Annotated in this window: 26 protein-coding genes; 8 read left to right on the top strand and 18 right to left on the bottom strand. The window is 60.5% G+C overall.

The genetic code is table 11. The annotated features are described in order from the left end of the window. Positions 1–43: 43 nt before the first annotated feature. Positions 44–1234 carry an MFS transporter gene (locus tag JOD47_RS09715; protein ID WP_204533884.1) on the bottom strand — a complete coding sequence of 397 codons (1191 nt, stop codon included), beginning with the start codon at positions 1232–1234 and terminating at the stop codon, positions 44–46. Between the two features lie 149 nt (positions 1235–1383). Between JOD47_RS09715 and JOD47_RS09710 the strand changes: the two genes are divergently transcribed. Next, complete coding sequence (locus JOD47_RS09710; RefSeq protein ID WP_204533882.1) at positions 1384–1965, top strand: NUDIX hydrolase; 582 nt, start codon at positions 1384–1386, stop codon at positions 1963–1965. Between the two features lie 33 nt (positions 1966–1998). Here JOD47_RS09710 and JOD47_RS09705 read toward each other — a convergent pair whose 3' ends face one another. Both JOD47_RS09705 and JOD47_RS09700 read right to left on the bottom strand, forming a co-directional pair. After that, complete coding sequence (locus tag JOD47_RS09705; RefSeq protein WP_204533880.1) at positions 1999–2322, bottom strand: hypothetical protein; 324 nt, start codon at positions 2320–2322, stop codon at positions 1999–2001. A gap of 306 nt (positions 2323–2628) precedes the next feature. Then, positions 2629–3000, bottom strand: coding sequence for a nuclear transport factor 2 family protein (locus tag JOD47_RS09700; RefSeq protein WP_204533879.1), 372 nt, complete (start codon positions 2998–3000; stop codon positions 2629–2631). A gap of 81 nt (positions 3001–3081) precedes the next feature. Here JOD47_RS09700 and JOD47_RS09695 point away from each other — a divergent pair, with 81 nt between their 5' ends. The 4 genes from JOD47_RS09695 to JOD47_RS09680 all read left to right on the top strand — a co-directional run bounded on the left by JOD47_RS09695 (position 3082) and on the right by JOD47_RS09680 (position 5804). After that, a complete protein-coding gene (locus JOD47_RS09695; protein ID WP_204533878.1) occupies positions 3082–3399 on the top strand; it encodes a hypothetical protein in 318 nt (105 codons plus the stop codon). A gap of 51 nt (positions 3400–3450) precedes the next feature. After that, entirely contained in the window at positions 3451–3939 is a 489-nt protein-coding gene (locus tag JOD47_RS09690; protein WP_204533877.1) for a hypothetical protein, read from the top strand. 72 nt (positions 3940–4011) lie between these two features. Then, a complete protein-coding gene (locus JOD47_RS09685) occupies positions 4012–4344 on the top strand; it encodes a hypothetical protein (protein ID WP_307836253.1) in 333 nt (110 codons plus the stop codon). 203 nt (positions 4345–4547) lie between these two features. Continuing rightward, positions 4548–5804 (top strand): hypothetical protein, encoded by a 1257-nt coding sequence (locus JOD47_RS09680; RefSeq protein WP_204533876.1) that lies wholly within the window; start codon positions 4548–4550, stop codon positions 5802–5804. Between the two features lie 24 nt (positions 5805–5828). Here JOD47_RS09680 and JOD47_RS09675 read toward each other — a convergent pair whose 3' ends face one another. From JOD47_RS09675 to JOD47_RS09650, 6 genes are all read right to left on the bottom strand, one after another. After that, on the bottom strand, positions 5829–6308 hold the full coding sequence (locus tag JOD47_RS09675) for a hypothetical protein (protein WP_204533875.1): 480 nt from the start codon (positions 6306–6308) through the stop codon (positions 5829–5831). 282 nt (positions 6309–6590) lie between these two features. After that, on the bottom strand, positions 6591–6995 hold the full coding sequence (locus tag JOD47_RS09670; RefSeq protein WP_204533874.1) for a hypothetical protein: 405 nt from the start codon (positions 6993–6995) through the stop codon (positions 6591–6593). 469 nt (positions 6996–7464) lie between these two features. Then, a complete protein-coding gene (locus JOD47_RS09665; protein ID WP_204533873.1) occupies positions 7465–7800 on the bottom strand; it encodes a hypothetical protein in 336 nt (111 codons plus the stop codon). A 268-nt stretch (positions 7801–8068) separates the two neighbouring features. After that, positions 8069–8617 carry a hypothetical protein gene (locus JOD47_RS09660; RefSeq protein WP_204533872.1) on the bottom strand — a complete coding sequence of 183 codons (549 nt, stop codon included), beginning with the start codon at positions 8615–8617 and terminating at the stop codon, positions 8069–8071. 71 nt (positions 8618–8688) lie between these two features. Beyond that, positions 8689–9543, bottom strand: a complete 855-nt coding sequence (locus tag JOD47_RS09655; protein ID WP_204533869.1) for a hypothetical protein — start codon at positions 9541–9543, stop codon at positions 8689–8691. Between the two features lie 509 nt (positions 9544–10052). Then, positions 10053–10631 carry a hypothetical protein gene (locus JOD47_RS09650; RefSeq protein WP_204533867.1) on the bottom strand — a complete coding sequence of 193 codons (579 nt, stop codon included), beginning with the start codon at positions 10629–10631 and terminating at the stop codon, positions 10053–10055. 417 nt (positions 10632–11048) lie between these two features. Between JOD47_RS09650 and istA the strand changes: the two genes are divergently transcribed. Continuing rightward, positions 11049–12620, top strand: coding sequence for an IS21 family transposase (gene istA / locus JOD47_RS09645; RefSeq protein ID WP_239547998.1), 1572 nt, complete (start codon positions 11049–11051; stop codon positions 12618–12620). Continuing rightward, a complete protein-coding gene (gene istB / locus JOD47_RS09640; protein WP_204532013.1) occupies positions 12617–13405 on the top strand; it encodes an IS21-like element helper ATPase IstB in 789 nt (262 codons plus the stop codon). Before istA ends, istB begins: the two co-directional genes overlap by 4 nt. Positions 13406–13772: 367 nt before the next feature. Here the strand turns inward: istB and JOD47_RS09635 are convergent, their stop codons facing one another. Beyond that, on the bottom strand, positions 13773–14774 hold the full coding sequence (locus JOD47_RS09635; RefSeq protein WP_239548060.1) for a hypothetical protein: 1002 nt from the start codon (positions 14772–14774) through the stop codon (positions 13773–13775). Positions 14775–16552: 1778 nt separating this feature from the next. Further along, positions 16553–17344 (bottom strand): SDR family NAD(P)-dependent oxidoreductase, encoded by a 792-nt coding sequence (locus tag JOD47_RS09630; RefSeq protein WP_204533863.1) that lies wholly within the window; start codon positions 17342–17344, stop codon positions 16553–16555. Positions 17345–17467: 123 nt separating this feature from the next. On the opposite strand from JOD47_RS09630, the gene JOD47_RS09625 reads away from it, so the two are divergent. Continuing rightward, on the top strand, positions 17468–17965 hold the full coding sequence (locus JOD47_RS09625) for a MarR family winged helix-turn-helix transcriptional regulator (RefSeq protein WP_204533861.1): 498 nt from the start codon (positions 17468–17470) through the stop codon (positions 17963–17965). Between the two features lie 210 nt (positions 17966–18175). Here JOD47_RS09625 and JOD47_RS09620 read toward each other — a convergent pair whose 3' ends face one another. From JOD47_RS09620 to JOD47_RS09590, 7 genes are all read right to left on the bottom strand, one after another. Next, positions 18176–18961, bottom strand: a complete 786-nt coding sequence (locus JOD47_RS09620; RefSeq protein ID WP_204533859.1) for an SDR family NAD(P)-dependent oxidoreductase — start codon at positions 18959–18961, stop codon at positions 18176–18178. 293 nt (positions 18962–19254) lie between these two features. Beyond that, positions 19255–20544 (bottom strand): alkaline phosphatase family protein, encoded by a 1290-nt coding sequence (locus JOD47_RS09615; protein WP_204533857.1) that lies wholly within the window; start codon positions 20542–20544, stop codon positions 19255–19257. 70 nt (positions 20545–20614) lie between these two features. Next, positions 20615–21805, bottom strand: coding sequence for an enolase C-terminal domain-like protein (locus JOD47_RS09610; RefSeq protein ID WP_204533855.1), 1191 nt, complete (start codon positions 21803–21805; stop codon positions 20615–20617). Between the two features lie 25 nt (positions 21806–21830). Continuing rightward, on the bottom strand, positions 21831–23195 hold the full coding sequence (locus tag JOD47_RS09605; RefSeq protein ID WP_204533854.1) for a Gfo/Idh/MocA family protein: 1365 nt from the start codon (positions 23193–23195) through the stop codon (positions 21831–21833). Continuing rightward, on the bottom strand, positions 23192–24088 hold the full coding sequence (locus JOD47_RS09600) for a carbohydrate ABC transporter permease (protein ID WP_204533853.1): 897 nt from the start codon (positions 24086–24088) through the stop codon (positions 23192–23194). Before JOD47_RS09600 ends, JOD47_RS09605 begins: the two co-directional genes overlap by 4 nt. Then, positions 24085–24996, bottom strand: a complete 912-nt coding sequence (locus JOD47_RS09595; protein WP_239548059.1) for a carbohydrate ABC transporter permease — start codon at positions 24994–24996, stop codon at positions 24085–24087. The genes JOD47_RS09600 and JOD47_RS09595 overlap by 4 nt, the downstream gene beginning before the upstream one ends. 74 nt (positions 24997–25070) lie before the next feature. Continuing rightward, complete coding sequence (locus JOD47_RS09590; RefSeq protein ID WP_204533851.1) at positions 25071–26471, bottom strand: ABC transporter substrate-binding protein; 1401 nt, start codon at positions 26469–26471, stop codon at positions 25071–25073. Position 26472: the final 1 nt, after the last annotated feature.

Raw genomic sequence — 26472 nt, 5'->3', positions numbered from 1 at the left:
CTTGTATAGGACGAGTCAATAAGAGGGATCGCCCGATCGAATTTTAGGTTGGGTGAACCATCGTGCGGATGGGGCGCATGACGTGCATAGCAACTGTCAGCAGCGCGGACAGGGCGGCGAAGGCGAGGAACGTTCCGCTGTAGCCGATGAAGTCGATCAGCAATCCAGCTCCCAGTGGTCCGAGCGGGGTGAAGATGCCGGCGACCAGGAGCATGGCGCTGAGGACTTTGCCTTGCAGTTCCTTGGGAGTGATGTGTATCTGGACTGCGACGAACATCGCGTTCGCAGGAGTAGCTGTCAGGTAGATCAGGCCGATCAGCAGACCTGCGGGGATGGTGGAGTCCACGCCCGCCAGGGCCAGCAGGGAAAGCGTCGCGGTCCACCCGAAGCCAGTGACCAGGAGAACCGGGCTCAGGCGCTTCTGAATGAGTGGCGCGATCACGGCTCCGGCGATGCCGCCGGCAGCGCCGAGGGCGAAGATCAGCCCAAGTTCCGATGTTGGTGTGCCGCGGGCGGTGAGTCCGGCGATCAAGGCTAGGGCGAGCCCGGAAAAGATGAACTGGAATCCGGCCGCGCAGATCATACTGGCCCGGAGGAACGCGTCGCCCCAGAAGTAGCGGAGCCCTATGAACAGTTCGGAGCGGATCTTCGCGTGGCCATCTGCTGGGGGTGTCCCGGTCATCGGATCTTTGATGGATCGGATGAGCAGGGCACTGAGCAGGTAGGACAGGGCATGGGTCAGAAAGGGGAGGAACCGTTGGACCGAGTAGAGGAGCCCGCCTGCCGGTTGTCCGACGAGGCCGACGGCGTGTCCTCTGCCTTCATTCAGGGCGAAGGCTTGCGGTAGCTGATCCGGTGGGACAACGTGGCGGACGGCCACACTCTGCGCTGCATCCGAGAAGACACCACAGATTCCGGTCACCAGCGCGGTGAGAAGCAGTTGAATGAAGGTCAAACGGTCGGCAATCAGCGCCACACACACCATGCCGGCGGCAACGGCGCGGACGAGGTCAGCCACCACCAGTAGCCGACGCAAGGGAACCCGGTCGATGAGGACTCCCGCGGGGAGCCTGAAAATTGTTCCTGCCCCCAGGCCCACGAACCCAACGAGCCCTGCAAGAGTGGCAGATTCGGTGACAGCGAGGGTCACGATTGGATAGGCGATAGCGGCGACGCTGGACCCGAACGAGGAAAACGCGTGCCCTACCCAGAGCAGCAGGAAGTTCCTACTCATGCCCAGTGACGTACCCCCGCTACTCCCCATTATTCGCTCATCCTATCGGCGCACGGCGCACGGCGAACCGCTTCACGCTAACCGGACCGCTATCGAAGAAACGGAGACTCTTTCAATCTGTCGGTGCTGCGCTGACGTAGGTTGGTCGGATGGGCTTGAATCTGCTGGAGACAGCCGCTGCAGAGCTGGAAGAGGCATGGGCGGCACACGCCGATCCAATACAGCGGGACACTCTGGAGAGAGTGTCGTTGCATCTCGACGAGCACGGACGTCACGCTCTCGCCAAAGCTGGTCACCCGGTACATCTGACCGCCAGTTGCTTCGTCTTCGACGAAATGCTTGAACAAACGCTTCTGACCTTTCACCGCAAAGGTCAGTTCTGGGTCCAGCTTGGTGGACACATCGAGGACCAGGATGCATCCCTACGCGAAGCTGCCCGGCGTGAGTTCCGCGAGGAATCGGGCATCAGCGCTGAACTTTGGTTTTCCACGGCTCCTCTGGACGCTGATATCCATGACGTCTCCTCAGCGTTTGGTACCTGCAGGACGCACGTCGACTTGGCCTTCGGTGCCGTAGTGCCCCGAGACTCGATGATTGCGGTCAGTGAGGAAAGTGATGATCTTAGTTGGCGGGCCGTCACTGACCTTCCCTCGGGCGCGGTTCCCGGTCTCGCAGGTCGTGCAGAACGCATCCGTAAATTGATAAGGCACGAGCAAGCCTCCAAGCACTAGATGCACCATACGTGCGGTGAGGGATCGCCTTCCTCAGCGCGTTCCGCTGATGATTTTGAGCGGTTTGATACGTTCCGCACAAGACACTCGGACGAGCGGAGCCGTGCCGTCGGAGACGCGATTGTTCTTTCCCGTGTCATCGCACCAGTCAATTTTGTGTGGGTATGCCTCCACAGCGGCCAACCCAGCTGTCGCCTCCGCCGGCACCTCAAAGGTGTAGGTGAACCCGCCCGCATCATTCATCGGCGCTGTTGTCTTGATGATCCTCTTGCCAGCGGCATCTGTAACCGTGACTTGTACCTTGGCATTCTGGCCATAACGCGGATCGCACTCCGAATCGGGAGCTTCGATAGTCACAACGTCCCCAATTGGCGCACTCGTCGGGCTCACCGAATGCATCGGCGGCAAGCAAGGAGGTGCACCCAGCGACGCAGGGCTGCAGCCGGAAAGCGCAGCGCTCAATCCGAGCACGGCCGGCACGAGTGATTTTGTTGCAAGGGATCTCAGCCCTAGGCGGGGCCACTTGGTCTGCCGCTCCATTACCTGATTATGTAGGCAGCTAGATCGCGGTTCTAGCCGAACGGGAATTCGTCTTCGTATCGTTGCCCAAGGAACCCCGTCTTCAGCGTCCGCTGAGGGATGGGCTCAGTATGCGTTTCGTGGTTAGGGAGATGGAATGAGCGGGCCTGCATGGCCGGCAACCAGTTTCCAGGTTCCTTCGTAGACCCAGACTTGAGTCATGGGCATTCGGTATTGGTTCCGCCCGGCGCTATTCGATACGTCGTCCTTCACAGTGCAGGTGAGTACAGCCGCCGTGCCCATCATCGTGATATTCGGCTCTTCAAGAATCTGAGCGTGCCAAGTGTTTTGCCCCTCGGTGTTGGATGCAAGGTAGGTATCGCGGTCAAAGTGGTCTCCTTTGTGCGAAACCCATCGAAACTGCGGGTGCAGCAGGCGGCGTAACTGCTCGCCGTCGCCTCTCCTCAGAGCGTCTGCTCGCGCTAGGGCAGCGTCCAGCACTTCCTGTTCAAGCATGCACTCAGTGTGTCAGCCATGAGGCACTTTTCACACGGTTGAGGTGTCCGGTGAGGGATCGCTACTGACGGTCGTGTTTTGATGCATCCTGATGAGATGCAACTCAGCAAGCACGAACAGAACAGCATCATTGATAGCGTCACCGTTCTGCTCAACCAATTGGATCCAAACGGGGTTGAACCCGGTGGCCATAACGGTGCCCCGTGGGACGAGTATGTGAGCGAGGCACAGCCGATGGCAAGCCTCCTCATCAACAATGGATCCGTGACCACCGATCAGATCGACGCGATCTGGCAGAAGTGGTTCTCGGAACCACTCATCGTCATTGTCGGTGCGACGCGTGCGAAGCAATTCACGGCTAGCCTCAACTCGCTCATCGAGCCAGCGCAGCAGCCGTGAGCTCACAGTGATGATCCTTCCCAGGAACTTAGGACAGCGATGAATGACTACATGTCGAAGCTGACACTAGAGCGCGGTGTCAGCTTCCCCCGACGCTGGGGTCGTGCCGCCGTTCAGCTGGGAGGGCTGCAGTGGTCCATCGACGGCAAACCTTTAGCGTTCACCCTGCAGGAGGCCAGACCATCACTGCCGAAGGAAGGGCGCCACCTCACGGCTGACCTCTACTATTCCGTTTTCCAGCGACGCAAGGACTTCTATGAAGACGCCGGACGCGACGCGCTACGGTTCCTACTCGGCGAAGATGAATGGGAGGAGTTTCCCGGCCGTGTTCCACTCCTCATCGGGCAATGTCTGCACGTCGAATGCGCCGTGATCAGTGCCGTCATCGAACGTCAAGACGACGCTGTGACCTGGGGGCAATTCCATGCCCACCAGCCTGGTCCAGACGTGCCCGGGTACCCTTTCCCGTCGACCGTCACATACACGTTCGATCGCAAACAACACGACTCCGTTCTACGTGCTGCCCAAGCTCAGATCTAGGTCAACGAACAGTGTCAGGCGAGGGATCCACTGCACAAGGATCCCCGCAGGCCCGGCAAATAGACTGTGCCCGTGAACGAGCGCATCATGTACGTCCAGCTGAAGACCGGATACAACACTGACAGAGGGCCGGCCTGGATCTCTCTTGTGCGGTTCAGCAAGAGTTGGCGCACCGCCTACTTCCACGGACGAACCCTGCACCGAGTGACCGGCACGGCCCGCGCAAACTTCGACTCGAACTTCTATGACATCGAATCCGGCGAAGAGTACTGGGTATCTGGCCCTAAACGCGACCGCGCCGATGGAAGATACAGCTCACAGCAACCCTTGGTGGAGGAAGGCGCGCGAGAAGCGTATGAGGCATTCCTCAACGGAGCGCCGCTGCCCGGCAGAGAACACGGATAGGCGTCGATCCTCAAGCTGTCCGGGGACGGATCATGGCTAACAGTGAGGCGATTTCAGGGCTGAACCCTCAAGAGCACCAGGACTGGCAGCATGGAGATGACGGTATGGAAAGGCATTCATTGGTTGGGGGCAAGGTAATCCGTCCGCAGGCGGAGGCGTGGGCGGCACTTCGGCTTCCGCGTTCTGGCTGGAAACACGGGGTCGTGGCTTGGCTCATCGCCGTGATAACGACGGGAATCGCATACGTTGTGGACCGGGGATGGGAGGACTTAGAAGACGATCTATGGGTCGGCCCTTATGACGCCCTCGACATGTTCGACCTCGCAAGCGCGGGCCTCCTCGGGGGGTTTGTCGCCATCGGCTGGTTCCTGGGGCGCCGCGGTCTAACAATCACTCCTTTGGTGTTGCTAATCGTCGCCATCTCTTTTGGCCGCGAAGGTGAGCCGGCGGCGACCGCGGTGTGGTGGGTCGGAACAGCCCTGGCTGGCCTCTGGGCGTTCTCCTATGCGGCCGGCGCGCTTCGAAGCCTGGCGCAAGTGCGATCGTTGGCTCGCGCCTCGCTCACAGAGCGAGAAACGTTGATAGGACCGAATGCGAAGAACGCGGTGACGCGGTTCTTCCGCAGGCGGGCATTCCTTCTGTTGTCGCTGGCGGCGTTGACCGCTACGGCGTGGACTATCACCATCCTGCTTTTCAGCTCCGAACGTGGACGCCAGTTCGAGGGCCCCGATGGCGACATAGTCTCGGATTTGATTGCCACCGTCGCCGTTGCAGCGACCCTGCTGGCCATCGCCGAGGCAGTCTTGTTCTTCTGGCGCCTTGTCGCGGTGCGAGCGGCCGGGCATGACCTGGTCTGGGAAGTCCCGCAGATCGAGGGAGCCGCTGCACCCTACACTCCCATCGGGCTCCGGGCCGTGATAGAGGCGGAAGACCTGCGCGCAGACTCCTGCATCTGCCGAACCGAATGGAGCCGTGCCGACCCCGAAGGGGAATATGAGCTCTCAAGTGATGACGACATTCCAGTCTCCGACTATTGCCCAGATCATGGAATCGACCGAATCAACGCCTCAACCCAGAGTGAATTCCTCGCCATGACGCACGAACCATGGATCTGGGATGAGAGTTCGGTCCTTCCGCAATCAAGTAACCCAGATGCGCAGCGGACTCTCCTTTACGGCTTCGCCGGTCCTTCGTTCGCTGGAATCGTCCTCCGCGAAAAGTCAGGAGTCGTCGATGCAAGCTCTCCCTATGCGGATCCCATCACCATGGAGCAACCAGCCATCCGAAGTTACGACGGCTACCACGGTGATTACAACCAGGCTCAACGCCCGGGCGCTGGGATGGTCGACGAGATCGATCTTCGCCCGGTCGGCTATGACGGAAGTGCCTTCCGGTACCGCCACGGACGAGCATGGTACGAATCAGCTCAATCCCATCCCGAAGACGAAAGGGAGCGCTGAGGGATCACTGGGATCCTAGGCTCATTAACGTCTACTGCGTGAGCCGCTCGTGAAGATGCTGTGTAGCTGTTTAGCTGTCCGGTCTAAGGCAGCTTCATACTCAGCGCGATCAAATACCAGCGTTCCAACTGAGGTGATGACGTCTTCATCGTCGAAGGTCTCGAGCTCACCTTTGGTTGTGGGTGCGTCGTGCCGAAAATCGCTCCATGTCACCCGGTCGTCTCCGATCTGGATCGTTACACTTACGCCGCCGCAACCTTCGTCGTAACACTCAGGGCAGAAGTAGAGCCAGACTCTTTGCGGGAAAAACGGTCCGGAAAGCTCTCCTTTCAGACGACGGACTTGTTCCTTAGCCATGCTGGACGAGAGTCGGTGTCGACGAAGGCGGCTAACTTCGCGCTCTTCCATGTCTTCACGTTCGAAAACCAACTCACGTAGGAACACACCATCGACCAGGAAGTCGAAACCTCCAGTGGAATCTGGGCGAAGGTCGAATCTGTGCACTTCACCTCCCAAGGATTTCTTGTTTCTTCAATTCTGGCGCCTGGTGGGTGAAGAGTACTCACAACGGCAGCGCGGCGCCTTGGCCCATTCGACCGTCTTACTAAGGGCTCGGTAATGGATGGGATGAGGAGCCGGGGGCACTTCTTCAGGTCTCCCAGTATCTGGCCCTTGTCGTAGGCACCAGGGCGAGGACAGCTTGGCGTGCTTCATCATCATTAATGCTGCGGCAAGCAGGTGGGGCGCCGCCGTACCCTGATTGAGAGGCGAAACGCGAGTCCAAGCTCAGTTGGCAGAAAATTTCTTCATCTTCCACTCAGTGCCATCGGACAGGGGTATGAGTAGATAGGTCCGCTTGAAGATACGGCTCTTGCACTCGGTGACGGCCCTTCCGCTCAGAAGGAATTCAGCGATCTCATTCGCAGTCGTTCGCGCGAACTCGAATTGATCTTCCATCTCACCGCCAATCGATTTGAATTGGATGAACTGTGCGTCGTAGACGATTTCAGGAACCTCACTCCCGAGGACTATCTCGAAAGCAGGAGAACCAGGACGCTGAAGTTCCATGTACACATGATGTCCACGGAAATCAACGGTCCCACTCACGCCCTCCGGTAAATCTGCAATGATCCGTTGCGCTTCTGATGCGATCTCCAACAAAGCATGAGGTGCATCTTCTTCATGACTCATTCGACTTGGGTTCCCCCTTCATGCCGCTCATCGTACTGGTCGAGAACCATTTGCCCGGTCCACACACGAGGGATGAGTGAGCGTGCGGTGAGGGATCCCTCACCGCACCCTTCCGACCTAGGTCGACTGAGACAAGATCCCTCAGACAGCAGCGGATGACTACGGGTTCCGGCGTGAGTCGTCAGATGCAGAGCCGTGTTCATCTGGCTTTAGATCTTGGGCTTCGGTCGGTTTGAAGCCATATAGTTCGGATTGAACTCCGCCGGACTTGAAGACCGGTCCGAGTACTTCCCTTTTGACCCCGTCTTTTCCACAGCGCACCATGACGATGATCAATCTTACGAGGACGCCCACGAGGATGATCAGGAGTATCGCGGATCCGACGATTCCTCCGATAGTCGGGGAACCGGGCGAAGTGGCGACCAGTATGCTGTTCAAAATGATGGGCTCCTCAGCGGCTATGGATCGGCTATGTGCCAGCAGTCGTGTACCGGCCGTTCAGCTCCTCGGCTAGGCGTTGGATGTCCCAGGTCGTCGGCTCGCCGGTCGCTACATCGGTCACGTCGACAACAATCCAATTAGCCCCTCGGACCAGATGGACTTCGCCCTGGTGTGAATTGACCAAAATTTCGAAGCTTGTCTGCAGTGCGGCTTCATCCGGATACAGGTCGACCTGTACATGCTCGGAGCACAGCCTCTGCTCAGTAGTCAGTTTCCCGGAATTTCCCACAGGCACGATCGGATCACCGACCGGATCGGACTCGCACTGTAATACCTCATCCACGGCCGCGTAAGCCTGATCCATCGAGCTGAATGTAGACAGGCCCTCGTCCTCGGGTTGATTGGTACATCCCGCCAGAAAGACAAGAGAAAGAAGGGCGCTAGCGGTTGCACCCAGCGATCGTCGTAATTTCATTACTTTCCACCCCCACATGGACTTTCAAGGCACTCTTCCACAAATAAGCCGAAGGGTGAAGCCAACAGGATGACCAATCGCGGACCTACACCCAATCGCCGATCCCTCAGCGCACATGGTTTCCGCTGTGCGTCGAGAACGCACCACCCTCACGAGATCAGGGCTTCCCACGTTGTAAGAAGCGGCGGACGGCGTTACGCGCAACTTCTGATGGGGTCATTCGCGCCGCGTATTTGCTGCGAAGGCCTTCGAGCACTTCCTCGTACTGCCGACGATCGAATGTGAAGGATTGGTCATGGAACAGCGTCAGTTCAGGCTCGTCCAACGCCTCTGGCTTTTCCCACCCCAACTTCCGCCAAGTCACCGCCTCCGGCGTGCGTACTATCTCCACACTCACCGCGCCGCACAACAAATCACCATCAATCGGGCACAGGTACAAGGCCACACGCCCATCGTCGAAGTCCCCGGGCAGGCGTCCGAGGAACCGATCCAACTGCTCGATAGCAGCTCGTGGCCCGATATCGTCTCTGAGTGAGGTTGCCCCGAACTCCAAAGGCGCCAACTCCTCAGGTACCCGTATCAGCTCGCGTAATGGTTGGTCCTTCACCATCACATCGAGGAAATCAATGCGGTGCTCACCTTCGGGGTGCATGCGGTCAATCGAGCTCGATCGAGGAACTAAGCGAAAGGCGTCTATGTTGGCCATCAGGACAGCCTACTGACAGCCTTCGCTTGAAGTCTCGATTGGTTATCGCCCATCGAACGCTATCCGGTGACCTAGATCTGGGCTTGGGCCTCGCGTAGAACGGAATCGTGTTGCTCGCGGTCAAATGTATAGGTGATGGCGGAAGGAAACGGGAATCCCTCCACCTCTGGCCCAGGTTGGTGAGCTTGGAACTGGCTCCAGGTCACAGCGTCGTCGTGACGTTCGATGATGGCACTGATCACTGCGCACTCGACATGCAGACATTGTCCGATAAGGAGCGGAACACGACCGGGAAATCCCTCCCAATCGTCCTCGCCGAGCAGGAACCGTAGTGCGTCGCGGCCGGCGTCCCCGTAGTCATCGTTGCTTCGCTGCAAAACGGAATAGTAGAGGTCAGCGGTGAGGTGGCGCCCTTCCTTCGGCAGCGACGACCTAGCCTCCTGCAGGATGAGCGCTAAAGGTCTATCGTCGATGGACCATTGCAGCCCTCCCACCTGAACGGCGGCACGACCCCAGCGTTGGCGGATGGCGACACCGCGCTCCAATGTCAGCTTGGACATGTCGTCATTAGTCATAATCGCCGCCCTAACCTTCGGACCCAAAGAGGCGTTATCACTGAAGACTCTCAGCTGCTCCGCTGGTCCGATTAGCGAGTTGAGGCTAGCAGCGAACTGCTCGGTCTGCGTAGCACCGACAACGACGCTAAGTGGTTCCGAGAACCACTTCTGCCAAATCGCGTCTATCTGATCGACAGTGATTGATCCCTTGTTGATGAGCAGGCTTGCCATCGAATGCGCCTCGTTCGCGTACTCGTCCCACGGGGCACCGTCATGGCCGCCGGGTTCAACCCTGTTTGGGTCCAATCGGTTGAGCAGCACCGTGACGCTTTCAGTGATGCTCTTCTGTTCTCGCTTGCTCGATTGCATCTCATCAGGATGCATCAAAAGACAACTATCAGTAGCGATCCTCCACCGTGCCTTGTCTTGTCGTTAAGCCCGTCTGGCGAGCAGTCAGTGCATGACCCACAATAGGCGGGGCTGCCGCATCCCGGCGTTATTGACTCAGAGACTAGGATCGCTGCATGGGCAGTTGGAAGCTAAGACGGGCGACCAGGGGCGAAATCCTGTTCATAGGCTTCCTCGCAGTGCTGCTATTGCTAAATCGCCTCTCACTTTTGTTCGATGGAGACCCGTCTAATCCGGTTCTCTTCTGGGTAGTCCTGGCTTTGAACCTAGGGTTTTTGGGCTGGCTCCCATACGCCTACCGCAGAGCGCCCAAAGCGCCTTCGCGGTCCGAATAGAGCACTCTGCATCGCCTACCTATGAGCCACGAGAACTAGCAACAGCCAAAGGTCGTCCTCTAGCTCATCCTCAACCGGGCGCATTCTCGGGGCAGTGCTTGAGCACCTCTTTCGTTACTTACGGTCAACGTATGTCTAAGCTCGAGGTTTCGACCGCCGAAGCCACGCAAGGAGCGGCCGCCTGTTTTGTTTTTCTTCTTCCTCAAGTGGCGGTACAAGCTCGGCGAATTGTTCGCGGAGCTGATGCATGAGGGCCAGATAGGCGGTCTTGTCGAAGGTAAAACACTGAGGCTCGAATAACCATGGCTGCGGTGGATCATCCGTGTATCCGTCTTGCCAGCCGAATTCCTCCCAAGTGACGGTGCTTTCCTCGACCGAAATTGTGGCACTGACAGCGCCACAATCGATATCCCCGCAGACCGGGCAGGCGAGAATAGCAACACGGCCGTCCACGAAATCCCCTGGTTCGGTGAGGCAGAGCCTGTCGATCTGTTCGACAGCAGCGTGCGGCCAGTCTCGACGCAATGCTGTCGTCTCTTGTTCGATCGCACTGAAGTCAGCGGGAACTTGCAGCCTCTCGCGCAAGAGCCGTCCGTCGATCACGAAATCATGAAACTCGATAGGGGTGGTTCGCCCCTCATAACTCACCTGAGCCGGTACCACGCTCAGTACATTCAGGGTTCTCACCCACTCAGTATGCGTTGCTTCATCCATCAGCTGAATGTCCGGCCCGCACGGATCCTCTACCGTGCCGCTCGGCGGGAGATTCGGCTGTGATGAGTCACGCGTCGTCACTCCCGGGGACTGATGCGTTCGGACGAAGGTCCAGTGATACCCGTTTCTGTGTCATGACGTCTGGCACGCGTTCGCATGACCGCGAGTACGATCCAGACCGCTGTTATCGCTGAACCTGCAATAACGAAGAAAATGTTTGTTAGCGGCCATGAAAAACTGCCCATAGGCGGCCACGAAAGTGCCCACTGACGGCCAGTAAAACTGCCCACCGGTGGCCATGAGATCTGCCCACTTCCTTACTGTTCCTACCGCGTCTTAAGCGGTACGGGGCCTCTTCCCGGGGTTTGATGACGGTGTCGAATCGCATCAAACCTGACCGAGGAAGAGACCCCTTGTATGAAGTCTGACGGAGAAATCATGGAAATTCTTGCTGCCTACGACCTGACCGGGTCGCTGCGCGCAACAGCGGAGCTCACGGGCTGCTCGCACCACACTGTTGCCAAGCATGTCGCGGCACGCGACGCCGGCCGCCCGATCGCCGAACCCGCTGCCCGGGACCGGGTCACCGACCCGTTCCTGCCCAAAATCGAGGAGTGGGTCCAAACATCCAACGGCCGGATCCGCGCCGATAAAGCCCACGACAAGCTCGTAGCCCTCGGCTATGAAGGCTCTGAGCGCTCCACCCGGCGGGCCATCGCTCAGGTCAAAGCCGCGTGGCGGCTCGGACACGTCCGGGTCCACCGGCCGTGGATCACCGAGCCGGGGATGTGGTTGCAGTACGACTTCGGCGACGGCCCGCGCATCGGAGGGGTGAAGACCGTCCTGTTCGTCGCCTGGCTGGCCTGGTCCCGGTTCCGGATCGTGATTCCGCTCAAGGACCGGACCGCGCCGAGCGTGTTCGCCGCCCTGGACCGGTGCTTCCGGATCCTGGGCGGGGCACCGACGTATGTGCTCACCGATAACGAGAAATCCGTGACCACCGCCCATGTCGCCGGGGTCCCGGTGAGGAACCAGCAGACCCTGGACTTCGCCCGGCATTACGGCGTAACGGTGCTGACCTGCCAGCCCGCCGACCCGGCAAGCAAGGGCGGGGTCGAAGCCGCGGTGAAACTCGCCAAAGCCGACCTCGTACCCAAAGACACCAACCTCCGCACCGACTACAGCACTTTCACCGAGTTGGAGGAGGCGTGCGAAGCGTTCATGGATCATGTGAACCAGCGCGAACACCGGATTACCCGGCGCAAACCCGCGACCATGCTCACCGAGGAACAACCCCGGTTGCACCGGATCCCGGGTGCTGCGCATACGGTCGCGTTCGGGCTCGCCCGCACCGTCCCGGAGAACACCCCCATGGTGACCTTCGAAAACGGGCAGTACTCGGTGCCCGCGCACCTGCTCGGCGCCCGCGTGTTCGTCCGCGCCCACGGCACCGGGCCCGGCGAGCAGATCATCATCGTCCACCACGGGCCAGCCGGTCCGGTCGAAGTCGCCCGACACCGCCGTACCCGCCCGGGCAGCCCGGCCATCTGTGATGAGCATTTCCCCGGCACCAGGACCCGCATCCCGGGCGATTACACGGTCAAGGCCCGCACCGCTGACGAGGCCGAGTTCCTGGCCCTCGGGGAAGGCGCCCGGACCTGGCTCATCGAAGCAGCCGCCACCGGCGCGCAGCGGATGAACGTGAAAATGGCCGAAGCCGTCACCCTGGCGAAGATCGCCGGCACCGCAGCCGTGGACCGGGCTCTCGGGACCGCCGCGCTGCATGGCCGGTTCGCCCACGGTGACCTGGCCTCGATCCTCAATGCCACCACCCAACGCACCACCACGCACGCCGCGAATGAAACCACCTCGCTGACTCAAGGAACGAGTGCCTGGGCGGCGATCGGCAACCCCGCCCCGAACCACACCACCACCCCTACCAGCGACACCACCATTACCGCAGATACCACAGCGGAGGACGCCCGATGAGCCCGGTCACCACAACCAACACCACCGCACCGCCCCTGCCTGCGGACCTTGAAGCGCTGATGCGTCAGTTGAAGATGCCGCACGCCCGCGCCCTGGCACCGGAACTGATCACCACCGCTAAAGCGCAGCGTTGGGAGCCGGTCGAGGTCATCAAGGCCCTCTTCACGGAGGAAACCGCCGGACGGGCACGGTCCATGCTCGCCAACCGGCGCAAAGCAGCAGGATTCCCCACCGGGAAAACCTTCGACGCCTGGGACCCCGACGCGTCTTCCATCCCCGCCCCCACCCAACACGCGCTACGGACCCTGGAATGGGTCACCCGGCGGGAAAACCTGGTCGTCTGCGGGCCCTCCGGAACCGGGAAAACGTTCTTCCTCGAAGCACTCGGCCAGCAAGCCGTGGAAGCCGGGATGCGCGTGGCCTGGTTCCGGCTCGAAGACCTCGGCGTCCTGATCCGGGCGCACCGCACCGATGACAGCGTCACCAGGGCCGTGTCCCGGATCCTCCGCGCCGAGCTCGTGGTCATTGATGACATCGGGCTGTTGCCGGTGGCCACGGACGCCGCCGAAGGTCTCTACCGGGTCGTGGACGCAGCCTACGAGAAGCGCTCCATTGCGATCAGCTCCAACCTCCACCCCGCCGGTTTCGATGAGCTCATGCCCAAAACCCTCGCCACCGCCACCGTGGACCGGCTCCTGCATCACGCCCACGTCTGCCAAACAAGCGGCGATTCGATCCGCCTCACCCAAGCCCTCGCCGGTAAGGGGGTCACAGCCCTGAACTAACCGCCCCAAAAATGGCCAACCCCGCCGAACCACTCAGTGGGCAGATCTGTTGGCCATCACAGGGCAGTTTTACTGGCCACCAGCGGGCACTTTTACTGGCCGCCCGTGGGCAGAAACTAATGGCCATTGACAAATGTTGATGCCAGTCCATCCCTGCTCCTCTAGCCGCAGCAGAGGTGGGATAACTAAACAAACCCCCACAATGATTCCAATCCAAATCTGGAACGGGTGTGGGTACCGCCTACTCGGTGAATTGGGCATGACCCAAGCTTGCCCCGTGAGGGGCCCGAGCAGAAGGGAACTCGAGGAAACTCATCGGGGTGCTGGTCGGCGGCGATCCCTCAGCGGACATACCGTCGCGCCTTCGTTATTTCGGAAGTTGTGTCCACGCTTCTTCTTGAGGTGAGGGGCGGTGCCATGCCTGTCGTGGTGTCTCCCATTCTCGAGCCACGTCGGTGAGCCAGAATGTGCGGTCTGGGTCCCAGCCGGCGATGACCGATGACGTGTCGGAATCAACGGGAAGGGCCTGGCCAGCGCTGCTGAGGTAGCCCAAGCCTGTCAGGTGCACGGCGTCCCATTCATCGGCCACTCGCTCCCAGTCGGGGAGGACCCAGCGGCCGTTCCGACCGGTTGTCTTGAACCAGTCGTGTCGGCGTGAGGCGGTTACTTCCAGCGGGTACTTCCGGCACAGTGCTACCCAGTCATCTGCGGTGCGGATCTCATACGTTGCGCCAATCCCGCGGACAGCGATAACGGTTGCCTGCTCCCATCCCAAAAAATCCTCGATGAGGCTCAAACCTGCCGGGATCTGCCCCACAGTGCTGATGGTGCCGCGCGGTACTGACCACCAGGTTCCGGACCAGTTGGCGTGTGGATCTTGCGGGCGGTCCCGAGAGGCACGCAGTTCTTCCGCACGCTCGTCCTGCGCCCATTTCGATAGTGCTTGCCGGGGTGCACGCGGCAACGGGGCCGGGTCGTCAGCTGATCGCCAGTCGATGGCCCATTGTTCGATGTGGCGTGGCTCGCGGAGCCATTGCATCGACGGCAGGGCCAAGATCTTATCCGCGATAGGTGCGAAGGCTTCGCGTACTTCAGGTAGTCCAGCGAGTATGTCTTCTCCGTCTGGTTCCTGCCAGTACCGCGCCGCCTCTACTGATCGTTGCAGAGCGGCGTTGAGCGCACCAGCACCGATATGAGCCAAGTCGAGTGAAACGATTGCTGCTGCCAGCTCGGACGGGGACCAACCGAGGAACGGCAAGGCGGTTTCCCCAGTATCGGCTCCTATCAAGACCCTCGACGTTCCACTTGCCGGATCGAGGCTGTGCGCAAACCGGAAAGCGCTCTGCCTTATATCAGGATCCAGCTCCATGACGAGCTCCAAACACAGACGTCTCCCGCGAGGTCCATCCAGAAGCAACGGTGAAGGAGTTTTCATCAGCTCATCCTTACATCCCCACCCGCAGTCGAGAACCGATCCCTCACCGTTCGGCGCGGATGGTGAGCCGAAGCGACGCTACTGAACCATCTAGTCCTGCGCTCCGCGCCACTGATTAGGTGGAGAAGGCCGCCAGATCCAGGCAACGACTCCAATGACGATCAGCAGACCCGCGAAGGCAAACAGTCCTTGTTCGCTGGGAGTCGCGCTCACCAGATGGTCGAATGTGGCCGATCCTTCTTTTACTCCTGAATCTTCGACCCAGAAGTATCGGGACATGAGCGATGCGAACAGCGTTGCGCAGATTACGAATCCAACACCAAGAAGCGCAGAGACTAGAAGTGTTCTTGAGCGGCGAAGTTCGCCTCGCTCCTTTGAGTTCCCCATCTAACCCATTGTTGTCCCCGTGATACTCAGCAACAAGACCATCAGCTCGACGGATCCCTCACCGCGCGCGTCCTCGCTCGGGATGTGCTGCTGAAAGCACTCCTACATGGTGAGCGTCGTTAGTGGGTCGGTGGATTCGGTTGCGCGTCGGAAGTGAGTGCTCGTTATCGCGTCCGATGGATGCCCACGGGCATCCATCGGACGAGACTCAGGTCCGTGGCTTCTTCGAGCACAGCCTGTGACGTGTCTTTGTAGAGCTCGCAGCGTCCACGCCGATTCATCCGCCTGGACAGCAAGATGTCGCAGGACCCGGGTGAGCTAGGACGAGCAGCAACATAGTGGTTAGCTCTTGCGCCGCCCACGATTACGCCGATGTGATGCTCAGTCCACGCACCTTCCGGGAAAGACCTTATGCTGGCCACCCGCAAGGCTTTCCGCCACGACAAGCGCATCCGGCGAGAGCTAGCTCCAGAGGAAGCGAAAGGTGGGTCAAGCGGCAGGACGGAGCCTGCTTCTGGATGAAGTAGCGCGGCAACATAGTCAATGACAGTGTCGCAGAGGTCCACTACTCCGGCTGCCACCCGGATGACCCTGAACCGTGAGGTGGCACGCCGCCGGCCGTCGCCTCGTCCGTGGCGGCCCATCAGTATCCTCCCGGTTGATGCGGCCCCCGCCGGAATCGCGTGCGCCAATTCCTGGTGAGCGCGGTTTGAGCCTTATTCAATTCGTGGTCGTACGCTGATGCATCAAATGAGAACGGGCTCGCGTTAGGAATCAGAGCGTCAGCAGTGCTTCCATTCTCATCGATCCAGCCGAATCGTTGCCACGTAACGGTTTCTTCGGTGCGGCTGATTTCTACTGCAAGGATCCCGTCAGATATGTCGAAGCAAGCGGGGCAATACAGCATCTCGGCCGTCGCTGGCTCCTGGCCTGGTTGGGGTCCTCGCAACTGATCTATCTGTTGCTTTGCTTCCGACGGTGCTGACCGGGAGAGCTGGGTTACGAAATCCAGGATTGGCAGTTCGTGCTGCCACTCGGGCTGTTCCCAGCCTCGCACCCAGGAACGCAAGGGCTGGCCGTCGACAACGATGTCTAACCGGTGGCTTTCTCGCCGTTGGTACCGGTGCGACTCCTTCCCGAACGCCGCGGCGATGAACTCCGGATCTTGCGGCCGCAGCGATAGGAGATTCCAGGAGCTCATTACTGCATCCTAAAGGCGCAGTCATGTGGTGAGAGTGAACCCACCGATCCTTTACCGTGCGAGTAGAAGTTACGGCAGGGCCGTCGGACAGTTGGGTTGATGTCGACACCCTGTGGCGCGGCGGTCAGAGGATGCCGGTGAGGGTTCCGCCGTCGGCGCGGAGGGCGGCGCCGTTCGTGGCGGAGGATCGCGGGCTTGCGAGGTAGAGCGCCAGGTCCGCGATTTCGGTGGGTTCGATGAACCGTTGCAGTAGGGACGTCTGGTTCCCTGCCGCGATGGCGTTCTTGAGGTCACCCGGGGCCATGCCCTGGGTGTGTGCGATGCCCTCGACTGCTTGGGCTACGCCGTGCGAGTAGGTTGGCCCGCCGAGGACGGTGTTCACTGTGACCTGGGTTCCCCGGGTGAGCTTGGCCAGCCCGTTCCCGAGGGCGAGCATCGCTGCCTTGGTCATCCCGTAATGCACCATCTGGGCTGGGACGTTCACTCCGGACTCGCTGGCGATGAAGATGATCCGACCCCAGCCGTTGGCAAGCATCGGGCCGAGCGCATGCCGGGAGAGCCGAACCCCGCTCATCACGTTGATGTCGAAATAGCGCTGCCATTCCTCATCGGGAATCTCCATGAAGTCCAAGACATCGAACACGCCAACATTGTTGATCAGGACGTCCACCTCGCCCAACAGGGACATCAGTTCACGCACCTGCTCGGGGTCGGTGAAGTCCGCAGCGATACCGGTGACATCAGCATCCGGCACGTCCACCTTCAGCCTCTCAACTGCCGTCAGTACGTTCTGCTCGTCGCGGCCGTTGACCACGACCGTTGCCCCCTCGCGCAGCAGCGCTTCAGCGATCGCGTAACCAATACCCTGCGTCGAACCGCTGATGAAGGCTCTCTTACCGACCAATTCCAGATCCATTATTTTCCCACCTCCTACTGCCGCCCGGCGGCGGCTTTAACTTTCTTAGTCAAGTGAACACTAGGATGGCTTGAGTTTCCTAAGCAAGTCACAGGAGGGCCTGCAGTCGGCTATTCTGGGGGAATGGAAGACTCCGACACTTCGGCAAGTTTCACGAGTGAGGAGCTCGAGACCTGGGCCGGGCTGGCGACTGTTCTTGAGTGGCTACCGGCAGCCCTGGACAGTCAGCTGCAACGAGACGCGCAGCTGACCCACTTCGAATACGGTGTGCTGTACGCGCTGGCCCACGCACCCGACTCCAGCCTCCGTATGAGCGTCCTGTCCGGGTACGCAAACAGCTCACTATCGCGCCTGTCGCGCGCGGCTACGCGGCTGGAATCCAAGGGCTGGATGCGGCGAACACCCGACCCCACCGACGGCCGATACACCCTGGCAGTCCTCACCGACATCGGCCGTCAGAAGATCGAGGATGCGGCACCCGGTCACGTGCAAACGGTCCGCGAGCTGGTCCTCGATCGACTCACCAAACCACAAACCCGGCAGCTACGCGAAATCACACACCGAATCACCCACGCCATCCGAAGCGAAGGGAGCTGGACGGCTCCAGTGCCCCGCGACTGAACCTACACAGACATGTCAGCTTGCCTATAGCAGCGGCAGTCGTTAGATCTAGGGAGTCTGAAACAGCGTCGGGTGCGGCGACGTCTACGCACCATCTTCCACCGTGCACTTCGGCGCAGGCCCAGAAGCAGCGGTAGAGGATCCCGGTTGCGGTAGTTCTCTACATTGTGTGAGAGGACCACTCCTAATGTCCTGGCACTCACGGCGGGGTCAGTGTTCGGTTTCGTCCATCGGGTAGAGGCTCGCGCCACCGTCGACGAGCAGGGTTGAACCGGTCATGTAGCTGGCTGAATCGCTGGCGAGGAATAGGAAAGCGTCGGCAACTGATTGTGGGTCCTGCATTTTCCTGAGCGGGATCGCTCTGCTGGTCCGTGTCCGGTAGTCGGGCTCGGTGTCCCATTGGTGTTGTGCCATGCCCGCCGCCACGATTCCTGGGGCTAGTATGTTCGCCCTGATGCCGTATGGTGCAAGTTCTCTTGCGAAACTCCTAGCGATTGCCTTCAGCGCAGATTTCGTGGCGATGTATCCGGCGATTCCCGGCCATGGGATGTCTTGGACCCAGGAACTAGTGAATATCAGGTGGCCTGGTTTGTTTTCGGCCACCCACCTCCTCGAAACCTCCTGCGCGAGAGAGAACTGTGCGATGACGTTGGTGCGGAGCATGTCTTCCAAGTCCTGCGCCGTGTGCTCAAGAATCGGAGCCGAGCGGACGATGCCCGCGTGGCAACACACGACGTCTGGGAGGCGACCGAGTATTTCGGTGCATCGGTCTACGAGAAGGGTGGTTTGGCCCGCGGTTGAAGCGTCTCCTTGTATGTATCCTTCGACGGAATGGGGCAGCTCACACAGTTGGTCTTCGGGCTTAATGTCGTTGATGACTACTCGGGCTCCTGCCGCGGTAAGCGTGTTCACGATCGCACCGCCCAAAGCGCCCAGTCCGCCGGAGATTAGAATTCCACGGTCATCGAGCCGGATGTTGTTATCCGCAACGGTCACGTTCTAGCTCCTAGCCTTGCGCCCGGTGTTCGAGGCACTTCGGACAATAGATTCGCATGATGGTGGAGGGAAGTCCCAGAGGATCCACGCGCTGGTGACGGATCTCTCTCCTTGCCCCGCCGGTGCTTCCCACACGACAGGTAATTGCCGTACCAGTTCGTCAATTCCGGATGGATGAATTACCCAACTCTGTGGCTGCGATGACGCAGTGAACCGTTCTTCGGTTATGTCGGGATCGAGGGGATGACGGTGGACTCGTCACGGTCATCCCCTCGGTTCGGGGGTCGTTAGTGTTATGGCCGGGGGGTGAAGGATTCTGTGAGTGCGCGTCCTTGTGCTGCGGTTGGCGGCTCAACGCCGAGGATGCGTGAGATGGTCGGGGCGACGTCGACGTGTCGTGGGTTCTCGGGTGCGCGTCCGGGCACGACGCCGGCGCCGCTGATCAGGAATGCAACGTTGAGTTCGTTTGTGGTGCCGTGGCGTCCGCGTGTGAGGGGTGAGTCGGCGGCGAACATGGCCCAGCCCGGTGCCGGCTCGACGATGAGATCGCCGTAGGATGGTGCCATTTTCATGTCAGCCTGGTCTTCCTTGGTGTAGATTCCACCGATTCCTTCGACTTCTCGGAGGGCGGCAGCGACCCGTCCGGCGGCGTCGGTGTTGCCTGCCAGCTCACCGAGCAGGTGCACGGAGGTGAGCCCTCCACCGACGAGGGCTACCTCGGTGTCCGGTGATGGGCGGCGGCCTGAGCTGACCCATTCCGCTTCGTAGCCGGCGGCTTCGATGGCGGCTTCGCTCTGGGGTCCGTTGACGTCATCGTAGGAGGTGATTCCATGGTCTCCGGTCAGCAGGAAGGTTGTGTGGGCGTAAGTTCCAGCCTTCTTTGTTGCCTCCACTACCCGACCAATTTGCGCGTCGACGCGCTCTAGGGCGTTTTTGGTTTCTGCGCTGTTCTCACCGGTAGCGTGGCCTGCACCGTCAACATCGTCGCAATACATGACGAGCAGGTCGGGCACCTCGGGCATGGTGACCATCGTTCCGTTGGAGTCGACGGGCTCGTTTTCGATGAGATCGACTGCATCGTTTCCGCGTTCCTGGCAGTCACCTCCAGGCTGTGTGTAGAGCGCTTCGGGGTTTCCGTAGGCTACACCGCGGTTTTGCATGATGAACCATTGGACGGAAGCCACCGTCTTGCCTGCCGCGACCAGCGACTCGGCGAGGGTTTCCACGGCGATGACCCGGGATTGCCCGCGGGCTACGCCGGTGTTGTCCAGGTAGTAGGACGCGTTGAGGGTTCGCTCGGGGTATGCGCCGGTGGCCACTGAAGCCCAGGACTGGTTGGTCATTGACGACATGACTCCTGTGCTTGAGGTCAGTGAACCTCTGGCCGCTAGTTTGTCGATGTTTGGAAGGTCCGCGCGTCCATCGAGGTAATCCGCGTCGAACCCGTCGATGGCGAAGAGCACCACTTTGTTCTCCGGCTTCGGGCTGTCGGGGTCGGAATTTCCGGCCGCCGGGACTGCCAGCGCGCTGATGGTGCCGACGGCGAGCGTGGCTGCCAGGGCAACCGTTCTGATCTTCTGCATGGGCATATCGTGTTCTCCTAGCTGCTTGGGCTGGGGGGTTCTGCGTTTTGGACCGCAACTTCTGTTGGGTTCAGGTAAATACCACTTCCTCACGGTGAATCTTCGCTTCATCCAGGGTCATCCCGAGGCCGCTCGCGGTTGGTAGGGTGAGCTGCCCGTTCGCCGGGGTCACGGGATTCTCGAGGAAGTACTGGTGAATTCTGTTCCACGTGACCAGATGTTCCTGGTACGGGGTGTGAATCGGAGATTGCGTAAGGGAGAAATGAAGGGTGGCGGTTGCCGAGTGTCCGTGGGGAATGACCGTGAGATCGTGGGTGGTGGCGTATGCGGCGATCTTCAGGGTCTCGGATAGGCCGCCGCACCAGTAAATGTCGGGCTGAAGGACGTCCAGGGCGTTCGCGTCGACGAAGCGCTTCATTCCCCACCTGGTGTATTCGTGTTCCGCTCCTGCTAGGGGGATGGAGGTTCGCCTTTTCAGTTCGCTGTAGCTGCCCACCCGGTCCGGCATGACTGCTTCTTCGAGCCAGCGTGGCTTGAACTCCTTGATCCGATCAGCCAGCTCCGCGGCGTAGTGGACATCCATTGCCTGCCAGCAGTCGAACATCAGGTCGTAGTCCTCGCCCACGGCTTCGCGGACGGTGCGAACCAGGTTGACGTTCTGCCGCATCCCGTCATGCCCACTCATGGGTCCGTGCCGGAAGAACCACTTCTGGGCAGGAAATCCCAGCTCTTTGTACTCGAGCGCGCGGTTCTGTACCCGCTGCTCATCGAGGACGGAGAATCCCAGCATCGACGCATAGGCGGGTATTTCGTCCCGGGTGGGTCCACCGAGCAGGCGATAGACCGGTTGGTCGAGCCAGAGCCCCTTGATGTCCCACAGCGCACAGTCGACGGCGCTGATGGCCAGCATGGCCTCGCCTTGGCGTCCGTGGATTAGGCTGCGGTGCATCTGGTCCCACAGCTTTTCTCCGGCGATGGGGTCCTGGCCGAGCAGGAGCTTGCGCAGGCTGCGGGCGATGATGAAAGCGACCCCTTCGGGGATAGGTCCTGCCCGGCCGGTCACTCCTTGATCGGTTTCCACTTCCAGGAAGAACGTGGTGATGTGGAACCCGTCAACGAGTTGCACGCCACCCTCGAAGTCATTGTCTCTGCGGTATTCGGGGTAGATGTCGATGGGACGGGCGAGTCGTTCCTCCCATACGTCTTCGCCTGTCGGAAGAACGCCCTCGATCCGGCGCAGGCGGACGTCGGTGATCCTCATTCGTCGCTCTCTGAGATTCTGACGGTCATACGGGAAGACCCGCCGGGAAGTCGATAATGGTGTTGTTGAGCCTGGCCTCTTCGGCTGCGAATGCCATCCAGTGGCTGTCTAATGAGGTTGCGAGGGTAGTGCTGACGTGGTCATCGAAATGGTCGCTGAGCACACCGTCGATGAATTTTTCGGTAAGTGCATCGTCTCCGCCGGCATGCCCGCGGTGATCGCCGTTATCTGACGCTACGGGTAGGGCTGTCCACTCGTAAACATTGTGGCCCAGTGGTCCGTTGGTGGATTCCAGAGCTTGGATTCCGAGGTCCGCGAGCCGCGGTGGTTCGGGCGCGAACCGTTCCAATCGGATGTGGCCGGAGTCCATCTGGCCGGACATTTCGCCTCGGCTGCCGGTGATCTGGAAGGTGCGTGTGTTGTGGCCGGTGAACGCGGAGGTGGTCAGTGTGGCAGTGAGCCCGCTGGGGAAGTCGAAGAGGCTTTGCTGATGGTCGACGACGTCGTTTTCGCAGCGGTAGACACATCGCCCGTAGGGGCTGACCGCTAAGGCTTCGAGTCGTCCTTCAACGGTGGTGTCGTCTGTGACGAGAGCTACCGGCCATCCATGTACGTCTTTGAGCGCCTCGGCGTAGTAGCGCGGTGCGTAGAAGGGGCAACTTTCGGAGACGGGGCAGCCCTTGACGCAGTGGGACGGTGCGCCCGCCGGTGCTCGGTCCCTACGGAAGTGCAGGAGCTTCCCGAAGCTTGCCACCCGTTCCGGTGTTTGGCCGCTGAGCCACCGGATGATGTCCAGGTCGTGCGAAGTTTTCGCCAGGACCATCGGGCTGGACGTCGCGGAATTACTCCAGTTGCCGCGCACGTAGGAGTGCGCGAAATGCCAGAACCCGATGTTTTCTTCCATGCGGATGGTGGCCAGCTCACCGAGAATTCCCGAATCGACGACAGCCTTAATCGATCGCCAGAACGGTGTCTCGCGAAGCACGTGCGCTACCGCCACCCGGTGTTCCAACCCGGCGATGCGCTCTTGAACCGCGCGTAGCGTTTCAGGGTCGGGGGCGATAGGTTTTTCCAGTAAGACTGCGATCCCTTTCTCCACGGCGGTGATCAAGGGTTCGAGATGGTCCCGGTCTGGCAGTGCAATGATGACAGCGTCCAACGCCAGTTCGTCCGCCCGTGACATCAGTTCCCGCCAGTCTGAGAACCGGCCGCCCGCCGGAATGCCGGCCCGCGAAGCAAACGTTTCACGGCGGGCTTTGATCAATTCCGCGACTGCCACAACAGTGGCTTTGGCGGGGTGTCTCAACAGCCAGGAGCCGTAAGCTTCAGCGCCCCTTCCACCGAGACCCAGAATGGCGACGCGGGCCGGGATGAATGCTTTGCCTGTCATTTCTCCGCTCCCGCTGTGAGGCCGGTGAGTAGGAGGCGCTGGGCCATGATGAAGACGATGACGATGGGGATGGTCATCGCGATCGACCCGGCCATGAGTACCGTTGCCGGCACCGCGAAGTCTGACAGTTGGGCGACGCCGAGGGAAACGGTCCATCTGTCGCGGTCATCGGCGAGGAAGAGCAGTGCGTAGAGGAACTCGTTCCAGGCGATCATGAATACGTAGAGCCCGGTGGAGATGATCCCTGGCATTGCGGTTGGCAGCACGATCCGGCGGATCACTTGGAGCCTGGAACAGCCGTCGATCATGGCGGCTTCCTCGATACTCTCCGGCACCGCGAGGAAGTAGTTCCGGAGCATATACAGGGCGACCGGCACCGTCTGGGCGAGGTAGATCAGGACGAGGCCGATCAGCTCTCCTCTCAACCCGATACGTGAGAAGACGACGAACAGGGGAACGGCGAGCACGATCCCGGGGAACAGGTAGACCCCGAGGAACATTCCGTTGACGGTGTCGCGTCCGAAGAACCGGAGACGGACCGCGGCGTAGGCGCCCAGGACGCTGCATAGGATGGCGAGGATCACTGTGCCGATCGCGACGTAAAGGGTGTTCCCCATGAACCGGGCGAGCCCGAATCCTCCTTGGCTCTCGTCCTTCAACGCGGTCGCGTACGAGCTGAAATCCAGCTCGGAAAGCGGTGGGAAGATCGCTAAGGGTTCGTTGATCACCTGGGTCAACGGCCTCACCGAGAGGAGGACTCCGTAGAGGAGCGGGCCGGCGCAGGCAAGGACGGTGAGTACGATCAGCGTCCAACGCAGGATCGGTATCGCCCGGTTCTCGATCCGGTGCCGGGTGGATCCCTTGGGCTTGCGCACAGTGGCAACGCCGGTCATTGCGATACTTCCTTTCGGCTCATTCGCACATAGATGAGGAGGAAGACGGATAGGACGACCATCATGATTAATCCGAGCGCTGAGGCGGAGCCGATGTCCCCCTGTGTGGTGAGCTCCTCATAGACCCGCACGGCAAGTACTTGCGTTCCTCCTGCACCGCCGGTGAGCAGGTAAATGTCATTGAAGTTCTGGAATGACCAGATGAAGCGGAGCACTCCGAGCAACGCAAGCACCCCGTAGAGCTGGGGTAAGAGCACATACCGGAGCTGCTGGGAGGGTGCGGCACCATCGATGAGCGCGGCTTCCTCAGTATCACGGGGTACCGCCAGCAGCCGGGCGGTAATGAACAGGTATGCCAACGGGGCGGACTTCCAGATTTCGAATAGTACGACCACGATGAGCGTGACGGGCACCGGGATGCCAGCGAGGTCCTGGCTGGTTGTGCTGAGGAAGGAAATCGGTTCGGTCCAGCCGAAGAATTGCTCGCCCAGCGCGTTCACCACCCCGTATTGGGTGTTGAGCAGTTGTTGCCAGATCATGACTGCGGCAACGACCGGGAGCACGTACGGAACCAGTACGAGTCCGCGTATTATGCCCCTACCCCTGAATGGTTTGCGCAATGCCAGGGAGACTGCCAGCCCCACCACTACGGAACCGATGGTGGTGGCCGCCGCATAGATCAGGGTGGTCCAAAGGGCAGACCAGAACCCGCTGCTGGTCACCGCGGCGGTGAAGTTCGCCAGGGTGAATTCGATTGATCCCGTACCCAGGGGGCCGATGTCGATCACATCCAGGTCGAGGAACGCGAACACCACGCTGGCGAGGAAGGGCAGGAGGACGACGAGAGCGACGACTAAGACTGTGGGTGTCACGAGAGCGCGACCGGTGAGGTCCTCCCTGCGTGCCATCCCCGATCGGTGTTTCCGCTCCTTACCAGGAGCCTGAGCTGTTCGCCCAGGCTCCTGCTTGGATGCTTGGAGTGTCATGAGTTTTCTTGTTTGAGGGTTTGGGTGATTTCGGCGATGTGCTGCGCGTACTCCTCGGGTGAGCCTCCGTCGAGCAGCATGTTCAGATCCGTCACGAGGGAGTTTTGCGAAGCGGCTGCGCCGGCGGTCGCCCAGTTCTCCGTACCGAATCCCCACCGGGTGAAACTGTTGGCGGCATCGAGCACGGTATCGGCAACTTCTGACGAGAATGCCTCGTTGAAGGGACGCTGGTTCGCCGGGTCCGCGCCCAAGGGGAGCGCCTTCCACTCTTCCAGGTACTTGTTCGGCTCCTCTGGAGTGCCGGTGCGGACGGGGGCGCGACCTTCGGGAGTCATGGCGAGTGTGTCAATGTATCCCTCGTTCAGGACGAAGTCGATGTACTGGGAAGCAGCGTCCTCGTTAGCGCCTTGGAGTACCGCCATGTTCATCGTCAGCCCGTAACCTGTCCCTTCACTGTTGTCCGGTCCGGTCAGCGGTCCGACCACGCCTGTGTTGGAGGCCAGGAAGTTGGGATCGTCAGCGCATTGCTCGCAGCTCACGGGGAAGTTCGCGTCCAGCCCCGCGATTTCGTCGAGCAGGTGTGGCGACCACATGACCATTGCGGCTTCCCCGGCAAGGTAAGCGGCGCGGGTGCTTTCGACATTCTGGTCTCCGGCAACCGATGCTTCTGACAGTCGCTGGTACGTCGACAAGGCTGTGACGCACTGTGGCGAGTCGAGCGCGACCTCGGAACCATCGAACATGTGGCAGCCATTGGCGAGGCTGATGTGTTCGAGGTTTTCCCGTGACATCGCGTCGGCTGGCTGTGTGCCAAGGACGATGCCCGTCATGCCGAGGTCGGAGTCGGAGATCGTTTCCGCGGCGGTCACTACGTCCTCAAGCGTCGAGGGGGCGTCGAGTCCCAGCTGTTCGAAGACGTCGGTGCGGTAGTAGAGCAGTTCGCCCCAGCCGTCGGATGGAACCGCTCCGTACGCTCCGTCGACGGTGACGAGGTTGAGAGCTTCCTCGCTGAACGTGCTTTCATCCAGTGAGGAGACGATGCTTTGCGCGGCATCGGTGTTGAGCAGGCCCTGGGAAGCCCAACTGGCTACCTGATCCGGGCCCACCAGTGCGATGTCGGGCAGGTCACCAGCTGCGGCTCCGGCGACTACGGACTGGTTTTGTTCCGCGGCGGCGAGTCCAACGACGTTGACGTCGATACCGGTCGCCTCCGTGAAATCGGCGGCGACTTGTTCCTGGACAGCGAGCCGCTGCGGGGTGTTGTGCGGCGTCCAGACGGTCAGCTCGGTATCCTGCGCGGTACCTTCGTCTCCACCGTTGTTTGCGGAGCAGGCCCCCATGCTGACGGCGAGCCCGAGTGCCAGCGTGACGGCGCCGTATTGACGCGACTTTTTCATT

The sequence above is a fragment of the Arthrobacter tumbae genome, assembly GCF_016907495.1.
In the GTDB taxonomy this organism is placed as follows: domain Bacteria; phylum Actinomycetota; class Actinomycetes; order Actinomycetales; family Micrococcaceae; genus Arthrobacter_D; species Arthrobacter_D tumbae.
Note: the sequence above shows the minus strand (reverse complement) of the source record. Positions and strands in the feature narration are given on the sequence as shown.

Excerpts from the sequence above, each read along its gene's own strand:
- JOD47_RS09715 (WP_204533884.1), bottom strand. The coding sequence starts at position 1,234 with ATGAGTAGGAACTTCCTGCTGCTCTGGGTAGGGCACGCGTTTTCCTCG.
- JOD47_RS09710 (WP_204533882.1), top strand. The coding sequence starts at position 1,384 with ATGGGCTTGAATCTGCTGGAGACAGCCGCTGCAGAGCTGGAAGAGGCA.
- JOD47_RS09700 (WP_204533879.1), bottom strand. The coding sequence starts at position 3,000 with ATGCTTGAACAGGAAGTGCTGGACGCTGCCCTAGCGCGAGCAGACGCT.
- JOD47_RS09695 (WP_204533878.1), top strand. The coding sequence starts at position 3,082 with ATGCATCCTGATGAGATGCAACTCAGCAAGCACGAACAGAACAGCATC.
- JOD47_RS09690 (WP_204533877.1), top strand. The coding sequence starts at position 3,451 with ATGTCGAAGCTGACACTAGAGCGCGGTGTCAGCTTCCCCCGACGCTGG.
- JOD47_RS09670 (WP_204533874.1), bottom strand. The coding sequence starts at position 6,995 with ATGAGTCATGAAGAAGATGCACCTCATGCTTTGTTGGAGATCGCATCA.
- JOD47_RS09665 (WP_204533873.1), bottom strand. The coding sequence starts at position 7,800 with ATGGATCAGGCTTACGCGGCCGTGGATGAGGTATTACAGTGCGAGTCC.
- JOD47_RS09660 (WP_204533872.1), bottom strand. The coding sequence starts at position 8,617 with ATGGCCAACATAGACGCCTTTCGCTTAGTTCCTCGATCGAGCTCGATT.
- JOD47_RS09655 (WP_204533869.1), bottom strand. The coding sequence starts at position 9,543 with ATGCAATCGAGCAAGCGAGAACAGAAGAGCATCACTGAAAGCGTCACG.
- JOD47_RS09650 (WP_204533867.1), bottom strand. The coding sequence starts at position 10,631 with ATGGATGAAGCAACGCATACTGAGTGGGTGAGAACCCTGAATGTACTG.
- istA (WP_239547998.1), top strand. The coding sequence starts at position 11,049 with ATGAAGTCTGACGGAGAAATCATGGAAATTCTTGCTGCCTACGACCTG.
- istB (WP_204532013.1), top strand. The coding sequence starts at position 12,617 with ATGAGCCCGGTCACCACAACCAACACCACCGCACCGCCCCTGCCTGCG.
- JOD47_RS09635 (WP_239548060.1), bottom strand. The coding sequence starts at position 14,774 with ATGGAGCTGGATCCTGATATAAGGCAGAGCGCTTTCCGGTTTGCGCAC.
- JOD47_RS09630 (WP_204533863.1), bottom strand. The coding sequence starts at position 17,344 with ATGGATCTGGAATTGGTCGGTAAGAGAGCCTTCATCAGCGGTTCGACG.
- JOD47_RS09625 (WP_204533861.1), top strand. The coding sequence starts at position 17,468 with ATGGAAGACTCCGACACTTCGGCAAGTTTCACGAGTGAGGAGCTCGAG.
- JOD47_RS09615 (WP_204533857.1), bottom strand. The coding sequence starts at position 20,544 with ATGCAGAAGATCAGAACGGTTGCCCTGGCAGCCACGCTCGCCGTCGGC.
- JOD47_RS09610 (WP_204533855.1), bottom strand. The coding sequence starts at position 21,805 with ATGAGGATCACCGACGTCCGCCTGCGCCGGATCGAGGGCGTTCTTCCG.
- JOD47_RS09605 (WP_204533854.1), bottom strand. The coding sequence starts at position 23,195 with ATGACAGGCAAAGCATTCATCCCGGCCCGCGTCGCCATTCTGGGTCTC.
- JOD47_RS09600 (WP_204533853.1), bottom strand. The coding sequence starts at position 24,088 with ATGACCGGCGTTGCCACTGTGCGCAAGCCCAAGGGATCCACCCGGCAC.
- JOD47_RS09595 (WP_239548059.1), bottom strand. The coding sequence starts at position 24,996 with ATGGCACGCAGGGAGGACCTCACCGGTCGCGCTCTCGTGACACCCACA.
- JOD47_RS09590 (WP_204533851.1), bottom strand. The coding sequence starts at position 26,471 with ATGAAAAAGTCGCGTCAATACGGCGCCGTCACGCTGGCACTCGGGCTC.